General features: G+C 63.5%; 12 protein-coding genes. 8 read left to right on the top strand and 4 right to left on the bottom strand.

Annotated elements, in window-relative coordinates; genetic code table 11:
- Nucleotides 1-28 precede the first annotated feature (28 nt).
- The 3 genes from AB6807_RS20610 to AB6807_RS20620 are packed head-to-tail and all read right to left on the bottom strand — an operon-like array spanning nucleotide 29 to nucleotide 5,784.
- The gene (locus tag AB6807_RS20610) at nucleotides 29-2,410 is read right to left on the bottom strand and encodes a hypothetical protein (RefSeq protein WP_371086023.1); all 2,382 of its coding nucleotides are present in this window, start codon (nucleotides 2,408-2,410) and stop codon (nucleotides 29-31) included.
- 11 nt (nucleotides 2,411-2,421) lie between these two features.
- Nucleotides 2,422-4,647: a polysaccharide biosynthesis tyrosine autokinase gene (locus AB6807_RS20615; protein WP_371086024.1), complete on the bottom strand. Its 2,226-nt coding sequence runs from the start codon at nucleotides 4,645-4,647 to the stop codon at nucleotides 2,422-2,424.
- Nucleotides 4,648-4,686: 39 nt separating this feature from the next.
- Nucleotides 4,687-5,784, bottom strand: coding sequence for a polysaccharide biosynthesis/export family protein (locus AB6807_RS20620; RefSeq protein ID WP_371086025.1), 1,098 nt, complete (start codon nucleotides 5,782-5,784; stop codon nucleotides 4,687-4,689).
- Nucleotides 5,785-6,140: 356 nt separating this feature from the next.
- Here AB6807_RS20620 and AB6807_RS20625 point away from each other — a divergent pair, with 356 nt between their 5' ends.
- Genes AB6807_RS20625 through galE form a run of 3 tightly spaced genes read left to right on the top strand, consistent with a single transcriptional unit; the run spans nucleotide 6,141 to nucleotide 9,441 of the window.
- Nucleotides 6,141-7,430 carry a hypothetical protein gene (locus AB6807_RS20625; RefSeq protein ID WP_371086026.1) on the top strand — a complete coding sequence of 430 codons (1,290 nt, stop codon included), beginning with the start codon at nucleotides 6,141-6,143 and terminating at the stop codon, nucleotides 7,428-7,430.
- On the top strand, nucleotides 7,424-8,416 hold the full coding sequence (locus AB6807_RS20630) for a glycosyltransferase family 2 protein (protein ID WP_371086027.1): 993 nt from the start codon (nucleotides 7,424-7,426) through the stop codon (nucleotides 8,414-8,416). The genes AB6807_RS20625 and AB6807_RS20630 overlap by 7 nt, the downstream gene beginning before the upstream one ends.
- Nucleotides 8,413-9,441, top strand: a complete 1,029-nt coding sequence (gene galE, locus AB6807_RS20635) for a UDP-glucose 4-epimerase GalE (protein WP_371086028.1) — start codon at nucleotides 8,413-8,415, stop codon at nucleotides 9,439-9,441. The genes AB6807_RS20630 and galE overlap by 4 nt, the downstream gene beginning before the upstream one ends.
- A 1,065-nt stretch (nucleotides 9,442-10,506) precedes the next feature.
- On the opposite strand, the gene AB6807_RS20640 is transcribed toward galE, so the two are convergent.
- A complete protein-coding gene (locus AB6807_RS20640; RefSeq protein WP_371086029.1) occupies nucleotides 10,507-10,908 on the bottom strand; it encodes a DUF3693 domain-containing protein in 402 nt (133 codons plus the stop codon).
- A 192-nt stretch (nucleotides 10,909-11,100) separates the two neighbouring features.
- Here AB6807_RS20640 and AB6807_RS20645 point away from each other — a divergent pair, with 192 nt between their 5' ends.
- From AB6807_RS20645 to AB6807_RS20665, 5 genes are all read left to right on the top strand, one after another.
- Nucleotides 11,101-11,283 carry a hypothetical protein gene (locus tag AB6807_RS20645; RefSeq protein ID WP_371086030.1) on the top strand — a complete coding sequence of 61 codons (183 nt, stop codon included), beginning with the start codon at nucleotides 11,101-11,103 and terminating at the stop codon, nucleotides 11,281-11,283.
- Nucleotides 11,280-11,465 carry a hypothetical protein gene (locus tag AB6807_RS20650; RefSeq protein WP_371086031.1) on the top strand — a complete coding sequence of 62 codons (186 nt, stop codon included), beginning with the start codon at nucleotides 11,280-11,282 and terminating at the stop codon, nucleotides 11,463-11,465. The genes AB6807_RS20645 and AB6807_RS20650 overlap by 4 nt, the downstream gene beginning before the upstream one ends.
- Before the next feature lie 214 nt (nucleotides 11,466-11,679).
- Nucleotides 11,680-11,868, top strand: coding sequence for a hypothetical protein (locus AB6807_RS20655; protein ID WP_371086032.1), 189 nt, complete (start codon nucleotides 11,680-11,682; stop codon nucleotides 11,866-11,868).
- The gene (locus AB6807_RS20660) at nucleotides 11,865-13,766 is read left to right on the top strand and encodes a replication endonuclease (RefSeq protein ID WP_371086033.1); all 1,902 of its coding nucleotides are present in this window, start codon (nucleotides 11,865-11,867) and stop codon (nucleotides 13,764-13,766) included. The genes AB6807_RS20655 and AB6807_RS20660 overlap by 4 nt, the downstream gene beginning before the upstream one ends.
- Entirely contained in the window at nucleotides 13,750-13,896 is a 147-nt protein-coding gene (locus AB6807_RS20665; protein WP_371086034.1) for a hypothetical protein, read from the top strand. Before AB6807_RS20660 ends, AB6807_RS20665 begins: the two co-directional genes overlap by 17 nt.
- Nucleotides 13,897-14,035: the final 139 nt, after the last annotated feature.

Below are 14,035 nucleotides of genomic sequence, written 5' to 3' on the forward strand. Positions count from 1 at the left end.
TTGCGCGCGGGGTCAAGAAGGCTCGCGGTCACTGGACCGCCACACATTCGTCGTTGGCTGCGAACTGGTACGGCACCGGGGTGCAGGGCGCCGGCTCACCGTAGGCCCAGCCCGAGCCCTTGAATCCGAGGTAGACGCGGCCGAAGCGGTCTGGATCGCCTTCGATCACGGTCACCTGGTCCAGTGACCCGACGGGAAAGCCACCGACGCGCTGCCAGCGCCCGGCGTCATCGACGGAGCGCCAGATGCCATAGCGGCCGGCCACACGTCCAGCAAGAAAAATTGCGGGGTAGGCCGCGCCCGCGGCGGCGCGTCCAAACGCTACGTCTTCCACCTGGTCGACGCCGTCGAGGGCGGACCACGAAGCGCCGCCGTCGCGCGAGCGTCGCAAGCGTGTGTCGAAGGGGCTGTAGACGCCCGAGGTGAAAAAGAGGTGACCAGCATGGCCAGGCACAGCCCGCAACTTGGCGCTTTTGGTGCTGTACGGCGCGATCTCTCCCACGAACGCGCGCTTCCATCGAGCGCCGCCGTCGTCGGACACCCATAAACCCGCCAGCGCGGCGTTGTAGCCGTCGCCGCTATGCACCAAGTAGAAAGTGCCGCTTTGCTCGCGATCGGCCGCCAACGTCTTGCGGTGCAAATGGAACGCAGAGTGCGAACCTGTCAGGGGTAGAACCTCACCGGGCAATGTCACGCGCGACCAGCTGGCGCCGCGGTCTCTGGAATAGTAGGGCGAACGATTGAACGAAGGTGCCCAAACGATGTTGGTGGTGTCGCCTGCGGACACGGCGATGGAGCCGAAAGACATGCGCCAGGGGTCGGACGGCGCAGTGCCTGGCGGCTGAGGCAGCCTGGCGAATCGGTACCAGCTGCGGCCGCCGTCCGTGCTGTAGCCGGCCAATACCGCGTCTCCGTCACCCGAACAGCAGCCAGTGCGGGTGTCGGAGGCATTGGTTGCCAGAAAGAGGGGATCGGCCGGCGACCACGCCACCTGCTGTGCCGCGATCAGCACGCGTTCCTTGGGACCGTATCCGGTGGAAAAGGTGTCGAGATCGCCCTTTACATGAATCCCAAAGTCCCACGCGGCGAAAACCGCTGCCCTGCCTGCAGGCTTGATGACATCGTTGGCCACGAGCTCTTCGATTCCGCGGGTCTGGCTGACCCACTGGATGCGCTTCGGCGTGCCGGCAGTATCCGCGTAGTAGACGCCGGTGCCCGTGCCAGCCCAGAGCCGGCCGGGCACCCGGGCGTCGAACTGCACGTGCGCCATCGCAAAATAGGACTTGTTGCTCACGTGCAACCAAGGCGGATCGCCCACGCCGACCTCTGAGCGATGTTTGAGCTCGCTCCAACGGCTGCCCAGATTGCGCGAGACAAAGCTGCGACCACCTTCATCGAACACATACACATGCGACGAGTGGTCATCAATGGCCAAAGTGGTGAACGCGAGCGCAGGTAACTCGGCTGTGTTCGAAAGTTGGCTCCAGGCGCCATCCCGGTAGCGCCACAGCGAGCGCGACGTACGGTCCACGCCAAAGAAGGTGCCGTCTGGCGCGAAGGCACCTTGGCCGAGTTGACGGGGGCTGTCTTCCGAGCTGTTCGGCAGGCGCGAAAAACTAGCCCCTTTGTCACGGGAGATGTACACGCCTTCGCCTGGTATCGCAGCCCACACGGTGCTGGCCTGCAACCCAGCATCGGGAGCAAACCAGAGCACGCCGCAGCCACCCTCTGCTGCCGGCTGACCTGTGGGGGGCGCTCTGCCTGCTGGCAGCGTCACCCGTTGCCAGTGCGCGCCGGCATCGGTCGATCGCCAGACGCCGCCTGCGGGTGTGGCGAACAGGACCAGGTCGGCGTTTGCGGGGTCCACTGCCATGAAAGGCCCGCTGTCGCGATAGGGGCTGTTGGGATCGAACTCGACAGCGGTCGAGCCCAGAGGTGCTGTCTTGACGAACCGCGCGCCTCGGTCATCAGAGCGGAGCACACGGCCTTTGAACGCCATGAAGATTCGCTCGGGATTCGAGGGCGCCACCACCACCTCGAAGACGCCGTCATTGGCGGCATTCTGGAAGTGCAGGTCTGCCGGCATGCTCGATGCGGTCACCAGTTGAGTCCAGCGGTTCCGATCGGCCAACCAGAGATAGGCGCCGTACACATCGGCACGTGCCACGCGCGTGGCGCTTGTGCGGTCCGCGCTGAGTCCTGTGATGAATCCGCCACCACCGATTGCTACTGGCTTCCATCGGTAGCTTTCGGGCGCCGAGATGTCGGCCAACGCCGGCACAACCGCCCAGCACGACAGCAGGCCCAGGCATGCAGCTGCGCGTACACGTGCAAGCGACGCGGCGAGCCACGTAAGTGCACAGCGCAGCGTGACGCGCGCGCTGGCAGTTAGCGTCGACAGGGCGCGCACGCTGGCAGGCCTCAGGCGCGCTCGGTGCCGAGCAGCAATGGGGATTTGACTGGGCCTCTTCGGTAGGAGGCGCCATAGGCCACGTCGGTCGGCTTTGCGTCGTTGAACACGAGCCCGGTGAGGGGGGTGCCGCTTTGCTGAAATCGCTGTTGCGTTTCAAGCAGTTGCCGGACACTCGTCACGCCGCGGCGCGCCACGCAATAAACCAGGCCGACATGCTTCGCGATGATGAGCGCGTCAGCCACCGGGAGGGTGGGGGGCGTGTCGATCACCACGTAGTCGAAGCGACTGGACAGCTCGTTGAGCACGAGCGAGAGCGCATCGGTGGCGAGCAGGTCGGCTGGATGGGTGCGCAAGCTGCCGGTCGACATGAAGTGCATCGTCCCAGCGACATGCTGCGTGGCGTCCTCCAGTTTCATTTCTGACGTGATGGCCTCGGCCAGTCCGCCCGCGCGCTCGCGTCCAAAGTACTGGTGAAGGGTGCCGCCCCGCACGTCAGCGTCGATCAGCAGGACGCGTTTGCGAGAACTGGCGATCAGTGCGCTCAGGTTCGCCGCCACGAACGACTTGCCTACCCCAGACGTCGGGCCGACGATGGCGATGATGTTGTTGGGCGCGTTGCGGATCGAGAAGTCGATCGCCGTGCGGAATGTCCGCAGGCTTTCCATGGCGCCAGTCTCCGACGCGTTTTCCGCCAGCAAGTGCAACCGGGGGTCCTTGCGCGTTGCGGCCTTCAGCAGGCGTACTTGCAAGGCGCTGTGCGGCACCACGGCGGTGACGGGCAGGTCGATGGCTCGAGCCAACTCGTCGCGGTCGTCGATGGTGTTGATGAAGGAATTCCGAAAGAGTGCAGTGAACATCGCCACCAGCAGTCCCGCCACGGCAGCTGCTGCCGCGATCAGCTTGCGGTTGGGTTTGACCGGTGTGGTGGGGATCACGGCGCTGTCGATGAGCCGGGCGCTGCCGATGCTGCTGGCTTTGGCCAGCCTCAGTTGCTGAGCCGTCGCCAGCAACGAGGAGTAGAGATCCGTATTGACCTTGACGTCTCGGGTCAGCTGCGCGGCGTCCTGCTCCGTCGCAGGTATTTTCTTCAGCTTCTCGTTCAGTGAGGCGATCTCGGCCGCGCCCGTGCGGATCTGCTGATTGACTGCCTCGACAAGGGGGTTCTCGTTCTGGTAGCGCGTCAGCAGTTCGTCGCGCCGCTGGCGCAACTCGACCATGCGGACCTGCGACTGGACCGACAGTTGGAGCGCTGCCTTGACTTCCTCTGCGACATCGACTGTGCCCCTGTTATTGCGAAATGCGCTGTATCGCGCTTCCGCCGTTTCGAGCGAAGTTTTCAGGCCTGGGAGCTGGCTCTCGACGAAGGCGAGCGATCGCTCGGCATCTTCAGATCGCAGGCTGACGTTCTGCTGCAAGTACTGACGTGCAATCTCGTTCAGGATGGCCGCTGCTGCGTTCGCCTCAGGGTATTGCAGGCTGACCGAAATGATGCCGGAGGCCTTGTTGTTCTCGGCAACGACGAGGGCCTTCTGTAGCTTCTCGACGGCGTCCACCCTGGACGTTCTCTTCAGCACGAACTCTGCGCCGGGGCGCCCCTGGATTTCGTCGATCTTCAGGATGACTTCGCCTTCGGGAATCTGCAGCTGCAGCTGTTCGCCTACGCGGGCGCGCCCATAGACGTGACCACCATACTGAAGGTTGTAGGTCCCTGGCGCCTCGGCCTGGACGACAAAGGCCTTCTTCGTCATGGACGCCGGCACGTCGAACCGTTGCACAGCAATCGACTCGCTGCCCCAGGTGGTGCCGCCATAGCCGAACAGCCCCGGCTGCGAGAGTTCGGGATTGTGTTCCGCCACGTACGCCCCAACCACCGGCAAGCGCTTCGGTGCAGCTTCGATGTAGAGGCGGAACGCTTCAACCGCCCCCGTCACAACGGCGCGTGAGCGCAGCAGCTCGAGCTCGGACGTCGCGGCTGTCTTGAGCTCGAACAGGCCCGACAGATTGGCCGGTAGATTTTTCGGCGCCGCATCACCAAGGTCGACCTTGATGAGGAGGTTTGCCTGGTAGACGGGCGGCACCAGCATCGCAACGACGCAGCCGGCCGCGAAAACCAAGGCCGTGATGCCGCCCACCATCCATTTGCTTTGCCAGAGCACGCGCGCGACATGACCCAGGTCAAGCAGATCGCGTGCAGGCTGCGGCCGAGCGCCGCCGTCTTGAGAGGAACGCTTCATGGTCGGAGTCCGGTCATTGAGTTCATCGGCCGGTGCGACCTATTTCGTCGTGTTGACGTTGTAGTAGGAGGCAGTAGCGCTCGCTGCATTCGGCAGGATGAGCGACATGATCCGGTTGAATCTGGCGAGCCCGGAGGCGTCGACGAAGACGACATCGCGCGGCGTGAGCTGGAATTCGTCAGCGAGCGCCAGCGCGACAGGTGACTGCGCATCCAGGTTGTAGACCAGGGGCGTCTTGCTATTGGCGTTGCGTACCACGTAGACCTGTGTGCCCGCGGCGCTCAACTGGTTGAGCCCTCCGGCTTCACCGAGTGCCTGCGTGAGCGACATGCGACCATCCACCAGCGGCAGGGCCTTTGGTGCGTTGACTTCGCCCAGTACGTAGACCTTGTTCTCGTCGCGGCTGCGCACGCGAACGACGTCGCCGTTGGCCAGTACCACGGACGAAGGGCTGATGCCTTGGCGCACCAGCAGCGGCAAGTTGATCGTGCGGGTCACACCTCCCCGGCTGACGGCGATCGCGCTCTGGTCGGCCATGGGAAGCAGGCCGCCGGCACGCGTGATCGCCTCCAGCAGCGTCATGGGGACGTCGTCGATCGCCTGGTTGCCGGGTGTCTTCACCTCTCCGTCAACATAGACCTTCTTGCTTCTGAACGACAGCACCCGCAGCGTCAGATCTGGTTTCTTGATCGACTTGAACAGGCGGGCAGAGAGTTTGTCCCTGGCCTGTGTCTCGGTGAGGCCGGCCATCTCGATGCTGCCTACGTAGGGAAATTGGATCTGGCCGTCCTGATCGACCACATAGGCGGCTGGCGTCTGCGCGCCGTTGGTGCTCGACAAAGCCTGTGCGCCGGTCGTCGCAATGTTGAGTTCGGGATAGTTCCAGACGAGCACGGACAGCAAATCACCCTTGCCGATGACGTACGAGGCCGGCGCCTTGACGAATTCGCTGACATCCTGCTTTGCCGCGAGGTCCCGCGCGTTTTGCTCTTGCGCAATGAGCTGGGGCGAGATCATCTGGACAACAGGCTGAACCTGGGCGGTGTCGCTCGTTGTCGGACGCTCGCCGTTGCCGATCCGCATCCCCGACTCCATGTTCGCGCAGGCCGCCATCGCGCACGACGTGGAGATGATCATCAAAAGGCGGGCTGTGCAGAGCAAGACGTTCCTTCCTGGATTGGCGGTAGCGGTGCGTGCGCGCCGGGCGGCTGGCCGGTTGCCACAAGCGTGGATCTGTCCATCGACCACTGAATCGGCCATCGAATCTATCGTGACTCGCCGCTTTCAGTAACCTATTAGTTGACGTTTTGAAGACATTTCAGCAGAACAGCGCTTTGGAGCGTATGTTCACTGAGACGTCGTGCGAGAACGCGGAACTAATCGCAGTATTAGGAATAATGTACGCGTTTCATTCGTTTTGTGAAACGTTTGGATGTACTATCGCGCCGATCTTCAGCCACGAGGCGCCTCCTTGACCACGGTTGGACCCGTCCATGCCCCCGTTGCTCGACTCCAGGATTTCGCGCTACCTCCTCGCCGCAGCCGGCCCTGTTGCTTCGGCCGGCGCCCAGTTTGCGCTGTCGGTAGTGCTCCTGCACTCTTTAGGTGCGGAGGCTTTCGGGGCGTTTTCGTTTCTGCTGGTCGCGACTCAGTTCGGAGCAGGAATCACGGGCGCACTTTTCTGTGCTCCGCTGCCCTTGCTGATGTCGATGAAGGACCACGCCGCTCGTGACGGCGACGTCAGATCGCTTTTCGCCGCCAATGGGCTCGCTGCAGTCGTTTCTGCCACCGTGTTTTTAACGGCAGGGCTCGCTGTCGGAGTAGGGTGGGACGCCTCGCTCCTGTGCGCCGGCTTCGCGGCTTCTTCCTCGTTGCGATGGTTTGCCAGGACGCATGCGTATGCCTTGGGTTTTCCGCTTCGCACGACCGCTTCCGACATCACCTACAGCGCGGCTCTGCTCTTGGGTGTCGTGGCCGTGTGGATGGCCCCGCAGCACGCACTTGCAGCGGCGTTCGGCGCGCTCGCTCTCAGTGCCGTCGCGGGTCTGCTGCCATTCGGGGGCAGCTATTTCCGGAGCCAGTTCGCGGACCTGAGGCCGCGTGACCTGCCTGGTTACCTGCGCATCTGGCGCCAGCATTCCGGGTGGTCGCTGCTCGGCGTGCTGACCACCGAAGCCACGGCCAACGCCCATGTGTACATCGTCACCTTTGCCTTTGGCGCGACCGCCTTCGCCCCTCTGGCCGCGAGCGCCTTGTTGATCCGGCCGATCAGCGTGGTCATCAACGCGCTTACCGAGTTCGAGCGGGCGCAGATGGCGCGCCAGATCGGTGCAGGTGCGCGCGGATCGGCCATTGGATCGTTGCGGGTTTTCCAGTGGGCGCTCATCGCCACGTGGGTGGCCTCAGCGGCAGCGGCAGCGCTACTGTTCCTGTTCGCACCGAGGCTGCTTTTCCCCGAGCGTTACGACCTCTCAGTCATCGCGGCCAGCGCGGCACTCTGGCTCGCAGTCGCCGGCGTGCGCGCCGCCCGCACGCCGCACGGCGTGTTGCTTCAGGCAGCGGGAGAGTTTCGGGTGCTCGCATGGGCCAGCGTCATCTCGTCTGTTGGCTCCATTGCGGCGGTGACGGCCCTCATCTGGCTGAAAGGCCCGCTCTGGTCGATTGCCGGGATTTTGTTTGGGGAGTTGCTGATCGCCGCCTGGATCTGGCGCGCGGTGGGTACGTGGATACGCGGAACGGGCAATGCTGGCAATGCGCCAGCCAAGGAGCACGGCTCATGGTGACGGTGGGAATCAAGGCGCTCAACGAGGAGGCGAGGATCGCAGCCGCCCTCGAACATGCATTGCGCGCGGTGGCCCCGTTCGACGGCGTCGTGGTGCTGGCCGACAGCGGCTCCACCGATCGGACGCTGGAGATCGCCAGCAAATACCCGGTGCGGGTGGTGCAACTCGCCGACCACTCGCAGCGCTGTTGCGGCGCCGGTGCGCAACTCGCGTTCCAACATGTCGACACGGAGTTTTTCTATTTGCAGGACGCGGATATGGAGTTGGATGCGACGTTCTTGCCAGAAGCTATCGACTTCCTGCGGGCTAACGCGCAGGTGGCGGGAGTCGGCGGCCATGTGAACGAACGCATCGTCGAAGGTGAGGAGTTCCAGATTCGGGTCAGGTCCGCGCATGCCGAAAGCCATCGACGGCCTGGCTTTGTCGACCGACTCGACGGAGGCGGCCTGTACCGCGTCGAGGCGATCCGGCAGATCGGATATTTTGCAGACCGGAATCTGCACGCATTCGAAGAGTTCGATCTGGCAGCCCGACTCGAAAGCGCCGGTTGGCGGCTTGCACGGCTGGATCGCACGGCGGTCGACCACTTCGGACATACCATCGGCGGCTACACGCTCATGCGTCGGCGCATTCGCTCGGGCTACACACGCGGCGCTGGCGAAGTGCTGCGGGCCGCACTCGGCCAGGCGCACTTTGGCGTCGTGGTGCGTCGGCTCAGCCATCTGCGAAACGCGACCGCCGTCATCTGCTGGTGGGTGCTGCTGGTGTTGAGCGGCATCTGGCAGCCGCTCGCGCTGGTTCCGCTGGTCCTGGTTCCCGTTGGCGTCCTTGCATACCGTCGCGGATCTCTTCGCCTGGGCATCTACTCCTTCACCTACTGGAACGTGGGCGCCTGGGGACTCCTCTCGGGCTTACTGCGCCGCCGCGTGCATCCCCGTGAGCCACTGGGCGCGCGGGTCATCACCGGCGCCGGGGGGCTCTCATGATTCTCGTGACGGGAGGTGCCGGATACATCGGCTCGCACACGTGTGTCGCGCTGGCCCGCGCGGGCCGCGAGTTCGTCATCGTCGACAACTTCTCGAACAGCGATCCCGGCGTTGGCGACCGCCTCGCGCATATCCTCGGGTTCAGGCCTGAGATAGTGCAGGGCGACATCCGGGATGCGACCTTGCTCGACTGGTTGTTCGCGAGCCGACCTATAGAAGCGGTACTTCATTTTGCTGGACTCAAGTCAGTTGGCGAATCTGTCGAACTGCCTCTGGACTACTTCAGCCACAACGTGACCGGGACGCTCTGTGTGCTGAAGGCCATGCGACGCGCGCAATGCTGGACCTTTGTGTTTTCCTCTTCAGCCACGGTATACGGAGAGGCAGGGGACATGCCTGTGAATGAGGACATGCCCCGTGGCGCAACCAGCCCCTATGGGCGCAGCAAACTGTTCGTGGAAGAGATGCTCGATGACTTTTCACGAGCCGACTCTTCGTGGCGCATCGCCAAGCTGCGCTACTTCAACCCTGCCGGTGCCCACGAAAGCGCACTTATCGGCGAGCGGCCCAATGGAGTCCCGAACAATCTCATGCCCTACGTCGTGCAGGTGGCTGCAGGAGACCGTCCTCTGCTGCGCATCTTTGGCGGGGACTACTCGACACCCGATGGAACTGGTGTACGCGACTTCATCCATGTCATGGACCTTGCTGAAGGCCATGTGTCAGCGCTGGACTATCTGGCGTCGTCGAACGATGGGATCGTAGTGAACCTGGGTACGGGCAAAGGAACTTCCGTGCTTGAGATGGTGGCCGCGGTCGAGCGCGCGAGCGGCAATGCGGTACCTTATGAAATCGTAGGTCGTCGACCAGGAGACGTCGCCTTGAGCTTCGCGGATGTGACCCGTGCGCACGTTCACTTCGGTTGGCGTGCAACGCGAGACATCAACCAGATTTGCCGCGACGCATGGAGTTGGCAGTTGGCTGCATCGAACCAAGCTCGGCAAAGCCGGAGAGAATTTATCTGACGAAGTCGAATCAGTACTGAGGAGCTGTATGTCCAAACCAGCTAGCCAGCATCGACAATTTCCTGCGTGCTGCCGGCGGGGGGGAAGTGAAGCAGAGGCGGTCAGTGCTCTCCTTTGGGTGACATTTTGCGAGTTCATTGAGCTGCAGGTGGCTAGTGGGTGACAGGTTGGTACGCCACAGCAAACTGACGCGCTAATTTCCTAGCCGTTTCTCCAGTGTCCACAACTCGGCTCTTGGCGTTATCAGGGTGGAAGCCAACAAGGTAATGTCCACAAGTCCACAACCCAATCCGACGAGGCGTTCCTTCTCAATGAAGATCAGCACTTCTCGAAGGCTTGCTTGCTGCATGTGCTGTAGACGCTCCAAATTAGCGAGGGTCTGCGTTCGCGATGGTGGAGTTCCGCACGCTAGCTCTCCGAGCACCATCGGATGTATCCGCACCTGAGGAATGAAATCTGGTCTGCTTTTCGCAACCTCGCGGCCGCTCGCCCAAGATCGCCATCGAGTTCCGTTTCGAGCGTCAGCCTGTGTGTTACTTCGCTCGTGACCTTTCGACGGTTGTTTCGGTTGATACCTCGGTCTGGGTCAACCATTTCCGGCGCAATAGCGCCGCTTTGGTCCAAATGCTGCTTTCGATCAGATGCGGTCCGCCACTGCCGCGCTGTACTGGCAGATGTATTGCCGGAGTACGAGCGATCACGGAAGAAAGGGGAGAGTCGTACTCATAAAAAGCCGCCGGAGTGCGACTTATGGCTGCATGGCCGGCCTTCAAAAGCAACAGAACCGCATGCAAGTGGGACTCATTGCCGGAATAGTGGGCAGAGGCCTCAGCGCCGTCCGTCCGCGACGTAGAGGGGCTAGCGATCTCTTCAAGAGCGTGAACGGCCTCTTGGTCGGTTCAAAGCCTTGTCATGAAGTCGGAGTGTCGCGGCTTGCCCGAGGCCCAACAAGCCAGGGGCAGATGCGAGATGTTCTCAAAATAGGCAACGAGAGTTGTGTTGACAACCAAATTGTTTATGTTCTGCTAGCTACAGATCGGCCAATTTCGCCGACAACAAATGAATTTAGAATTTAACATAAGATTCAGAGCCCGGGCCGTTTCCACCGTAGGGGAGGGTGGAAGCCATTGCGCCTTGAGGGCTCGGTGCTCCGAAAAGCATAGCGGCGCCCAGGGCCATCATGACAGCTGCGACGGCATGCCGCAGCTGCTGCGCCATGCGAAGCCAAAGCTGTTTTGCGTCGGGAGTCTTCGCGCGTGCGGCGTGAAGTTCTGCAATGACGCTCAGCGGGTCCTGCTGGGCCATCTCGGCCAGCTTGGCCGCGATCAGGTCATCCGGGCTGGATCGCCCTGAACGCCAGTTCGTGACGGCGGTGGGCACAACGCCCAGTTCCTTTGAAAGCCTGTAATCGCTCTCGATGCCTTGCGCTTTTTTGGCTCGGTCGAGTAGCTGTTTCGTCGTCTGCATGGTGCCCACCTCGTACGGGAAATTCCCGCGATTCCCGTAACGTACGGCAAAACCCTTGAGCCATCAATGCTCATGGGCCTTGTGTACTCAAGACCCGTGAGGTATCGTCCGGCCGCCGCGGCGGGTTTTTTCTCCCTCCCACCTCGATCCGTCGCGGCCTTCTGATCGAGGGGGAGGGTAGAGGTGGGCTCTATGCAAAGTACGGTAAAGGCGGCGGCCGGCGTCCGGTGGGTCGGCTGCAACATGTGCGACTGGTCGGGCTGGTCCGACGAGTGCGAGCAGGACGGCTCTGTAGCGAAACAGGGCGACTTGTGCCCCGAGTGCTTCTCCACCGTCGCGGAAGCGAGCGACAGCGAGATGGGCGGCGCCGAATGAAAACGACCGTCAAGCTCGACAACCTGCGCGCACTCGTCATCGAGCCGCAGGGCGAGGGCGTCAAGCTCTCGATTCGCGTTGGTGCTGTCGTGGTCGGAACGATGGTGCTCGACAAGAACGCCGTTGGCGCCGTGCTCTCCGGCATCGAACACGCTGGCGGCCTGCCGGCGTCGATGCTGTGAGCGCCGGCGTGCCGGTGGTCCCGGCAAACCTGTTTATCGCGGACGTGATCGAGGCAACGGGGGAAGTTTTCGAGCTTCCCCCGCTGCTTCGGCCCGGTCGCCCGAGCATCGTTGGAGTGACCGGACGCACGGTGTGCGGCATCCGCATGAACGGTGCGGTGTGCATGGCGCCCATGGGCACCCGCTGCTCTGAATGCTCGGCGCGCGGGCTCACGTGAAACAGGCAATCGTGGCGCCGCAGTTCGGCGTGTGGTCGTCCCTGGCGCCGCTGACGGACAACCCGGCCGCACAGCCGCCCAAGCCGGCGCCGTGCGTGCTGGCGCATCTGCGCATCCTGCGCAATGAGGCAAACGCCCGGGCCGTCGCCCAGGTGAAGCGCGCTCCCCACGTCTGGCGCCTGTGAGCCTCGAAAGCTACCTCGATCGGTACGACAAAACCCGCCTGCGGTGGGTGATCGATCGGTTTCCGCTTTCGTGGCAGGCCAGGCTTACAAAGTCCCTCGAAAAGCTGTCGGACCTCAACTACTACCGCTGGAAAGAGCGCGTCTTGCAGCTGACGGAAGCGGAGCGCGCCGGCCTGCGCCCCGACGCCACGGACGCGGATATCTGCGCGGCGGCCGAGCTGACCGCGAACGACTTCGCGCGCCGCCTGCGCCACATGCGCGCCATTGCGGAGCGCAGCGAAGGGCATGCCCCCATGCGCGTGCGCTACGGCCCGGGCTGGGTGGGCCTGTGGCTCTCGCATCAGGCGCGTGCGCTGATGGAGGCGCGCGGCATGCTCGACCTGTGGCCGGCCGGCCCCACCGTCACGCGGGCTGGCGCGGTGGCGCGCATGGCGTGCGCGCGCTGGTGGCGCCGCACGCTGCGCAAGCTGCACGCGCGCACCGTTGAGGCCTGCGCCATCGGTATCGGCCTGGTGGGCAAGCATGCCGGGCTCTACGCGAGCGATGAGGCCGTACGGCGCCGCGCTGGCCAGAACGCGCGCAATGCCGCGTCCCTCGAATCCGTCACGGCCGTGAACGACCTTGGCCAGTCGCGCACGCTGGCCGAGCTGGCGGCCACCGGCACCGCGAACAAGGCGATTCGGCGCGTAGAGCTGCTCACGCGCATAGCTGGTTTCGAACTGATCGCGAAAGACCTCGGACACGCTGGCTGCATGGTCACGATGACGTGCCCGAGCCGGTTCCACAAGAAAACAACCCGCAAAGGACGCGTGTATGACAACCCACGATATGACGGCTCGACCCCTGCTGAAGCGCAACGCTATCTCTCTCTCGCTTGGGCTCGATTCCGATCTGCCGCGGCTCGCAGCGGCCTGGACCTTTACGGCTTCCGAATCGCAGAACCCCAGCACGATGGGACACCGCATTGGCATTGCCTGCTGTTCTTCCGTGAGGGGCTTTTTGGAGACTTGTCCGAGCTGGTCCGGCGCTATTTCCTTGACGCTGATTCCCCGGACGAACCGGGCGCGCAAAAGCACCGCGTTGACTTTGAGCTGATCGACTGGGCGAAGGGCTCGGCGGTCGGCTACGTCATCAAATACGTGTCGAAGAACATCGACGGCCACGGCGTGGGCCTCGACCTGTTCGGCAATGACGCGATCACCAGTTCGCAGCGCGTGGAAGCCTGGGCCTCAACGTGGCGCATTCGGCAGTTTCAGCAGATCGGCGGCGCGCCCGTGGGCGTGTGGCGCGAGCTGCGCCGCATCAACCCGGAGAACATGAGCGAGCACGCGCCCGAAGCGCTGCGCGTGGCGGTGTCGGCCGTGAACGCCACGGGCGAGCCAGGCATGCAGGCCATCGCCTGGAAACGCTATATCGCAGCGCAGGGCGGCATTGGTTGCCCGCGCGCCGCCATGCGCATGCGGCTGCTGAAGGGCGAGCGCAGCATGGCCGATGCCGGCAGGGTGGGGCGCTACGGCGAGCCCGTGCCGGCGCGGCAGCTGGGCGTCGATGCGCACGGCGTGCAGCTGTTTCGCAATCACATCCACGTCATGAACCCGGCCGCGCCAGCGTTCGAACGGAAGCTATTCGCGTCCGTCGAATCGGAGCGCTGCACCTGGGTCGTGACCCAAGGGACGAAGGATGAGGCGCAGCGCGCCGCCGCGTCCGTATTCGAGCGCAGCGGCGAAGCCGCGAGCACTCGGATTCATGTCAATAACTGTACGCACCGGGACCTCTCGCGAGTCAGTGAGTGGGCCCCCGTTCGTGAGTACAGGCCCAGATTGCGGCGCTTTGCCGCAAGACCGAAGCCACCGGCACCCGTGGCGCTACAGGAAACCGAAGATGACAACCCCTACTGAGCACAGTGAAGCCGATCAGGCCCTGATCGATGAGCTGAAGCGCATCGAAGAAGAAGGCCCCCACGCCTCCGACCCGCGCACGCCCGCGGTCGATCTGGCCCGCGCGCTGCGCGCCTGGTTCGAAGCCTAAGTCGTGGCCGCCGAAAAGATCGGCGACGGCAAGTGCCCGCTCTGCGCGGGCGCTATGCGCGTCTCCCTGTCGAAGAACGGCCTTGCGGTCATGACGTGCAACAGCTGTAACTGCCAGCTGTTCGCGCGATCGGGCCGCT

The organism is Variovorax sp. RCC_210 (genome assembly GCF_041355175.1).
Classification (GTDB): Bacteria; Pseudomonadota; Gammaproteobacteria; order Burkholderiales; family Burkholderiaceae_C; genus Variovorax.

What these genes read in the sequence shown, in the direction of transcription:
- AB6807_RS20625 (WP_371086026.1), top strand. Translation starts at nt 6,141, where the DNA reads ATGCCCCCGTTGCTCGACTCCAGGATTTCGCGCTACCTCCTCGCCGCA.
- galE (WP_371086028.1), top strand. Translation starts at nt 8,413, where the DNA reads ATGATTCTCGTGACGGGAGGTGCCGGATACATCGGCTCGCACACGTGT.
- AB6807_RS20645 (WP_371086030.1), top strand. Translation starts at nt 11,101, where the DNA reads ATGCAAAGTACGGTAAAGGCGGCGGCCGGCGTCCGGTGGGTCGGCTGC.
- AB6807_RS20615 (WP_371086024.1), bottom strand. Translation starts at nt 4,647, where the DNA reads ATGAAGCGTTCCTCTCAAGACGGCGGCGCTCGGCCGCAGCCTGCACGC.
- AB6807_RS20650 (WP_371086031.1), top strand. Translation starts at nt 11,280, where the DNA reads ATGAAAACGACCGTCAAGCTCGACAACCTGCGCGCACTCGTCATCGAG.
- AB6807_RS20630 (WP_371086027.1), top strand. Translation starts at nt 7,424, where the DNA reads ATGGTGACGGTGGGAATCAAGGCGCTCAACGAGGAGGCGAGGATCGCA.
- AB6807_RS20620 (WP_371086025.1), bottom strand. Translation starts at nt 5,784, where the DNA reads ATGATCATCTCCACGTCGTGCGCGATGGCGGCCTGCGCGAACATGGAG.
- AB6807_RS20665 (WP_371086034.1), top strand. Translation starts at nt 13,750, where the DNA reads ATGACAACCCCTACTGAGCACAGTGAAGCCGATCAGGCCCTGATCGAT.
- AB6807_RS20640 (WP_371086029.1), bottom strand. Translation starts at nt 10,908, where the DNA reads ATGCAGACGACGAAACAGCTACTCGACCGAGCCAAAAAAGCGCAAGGC.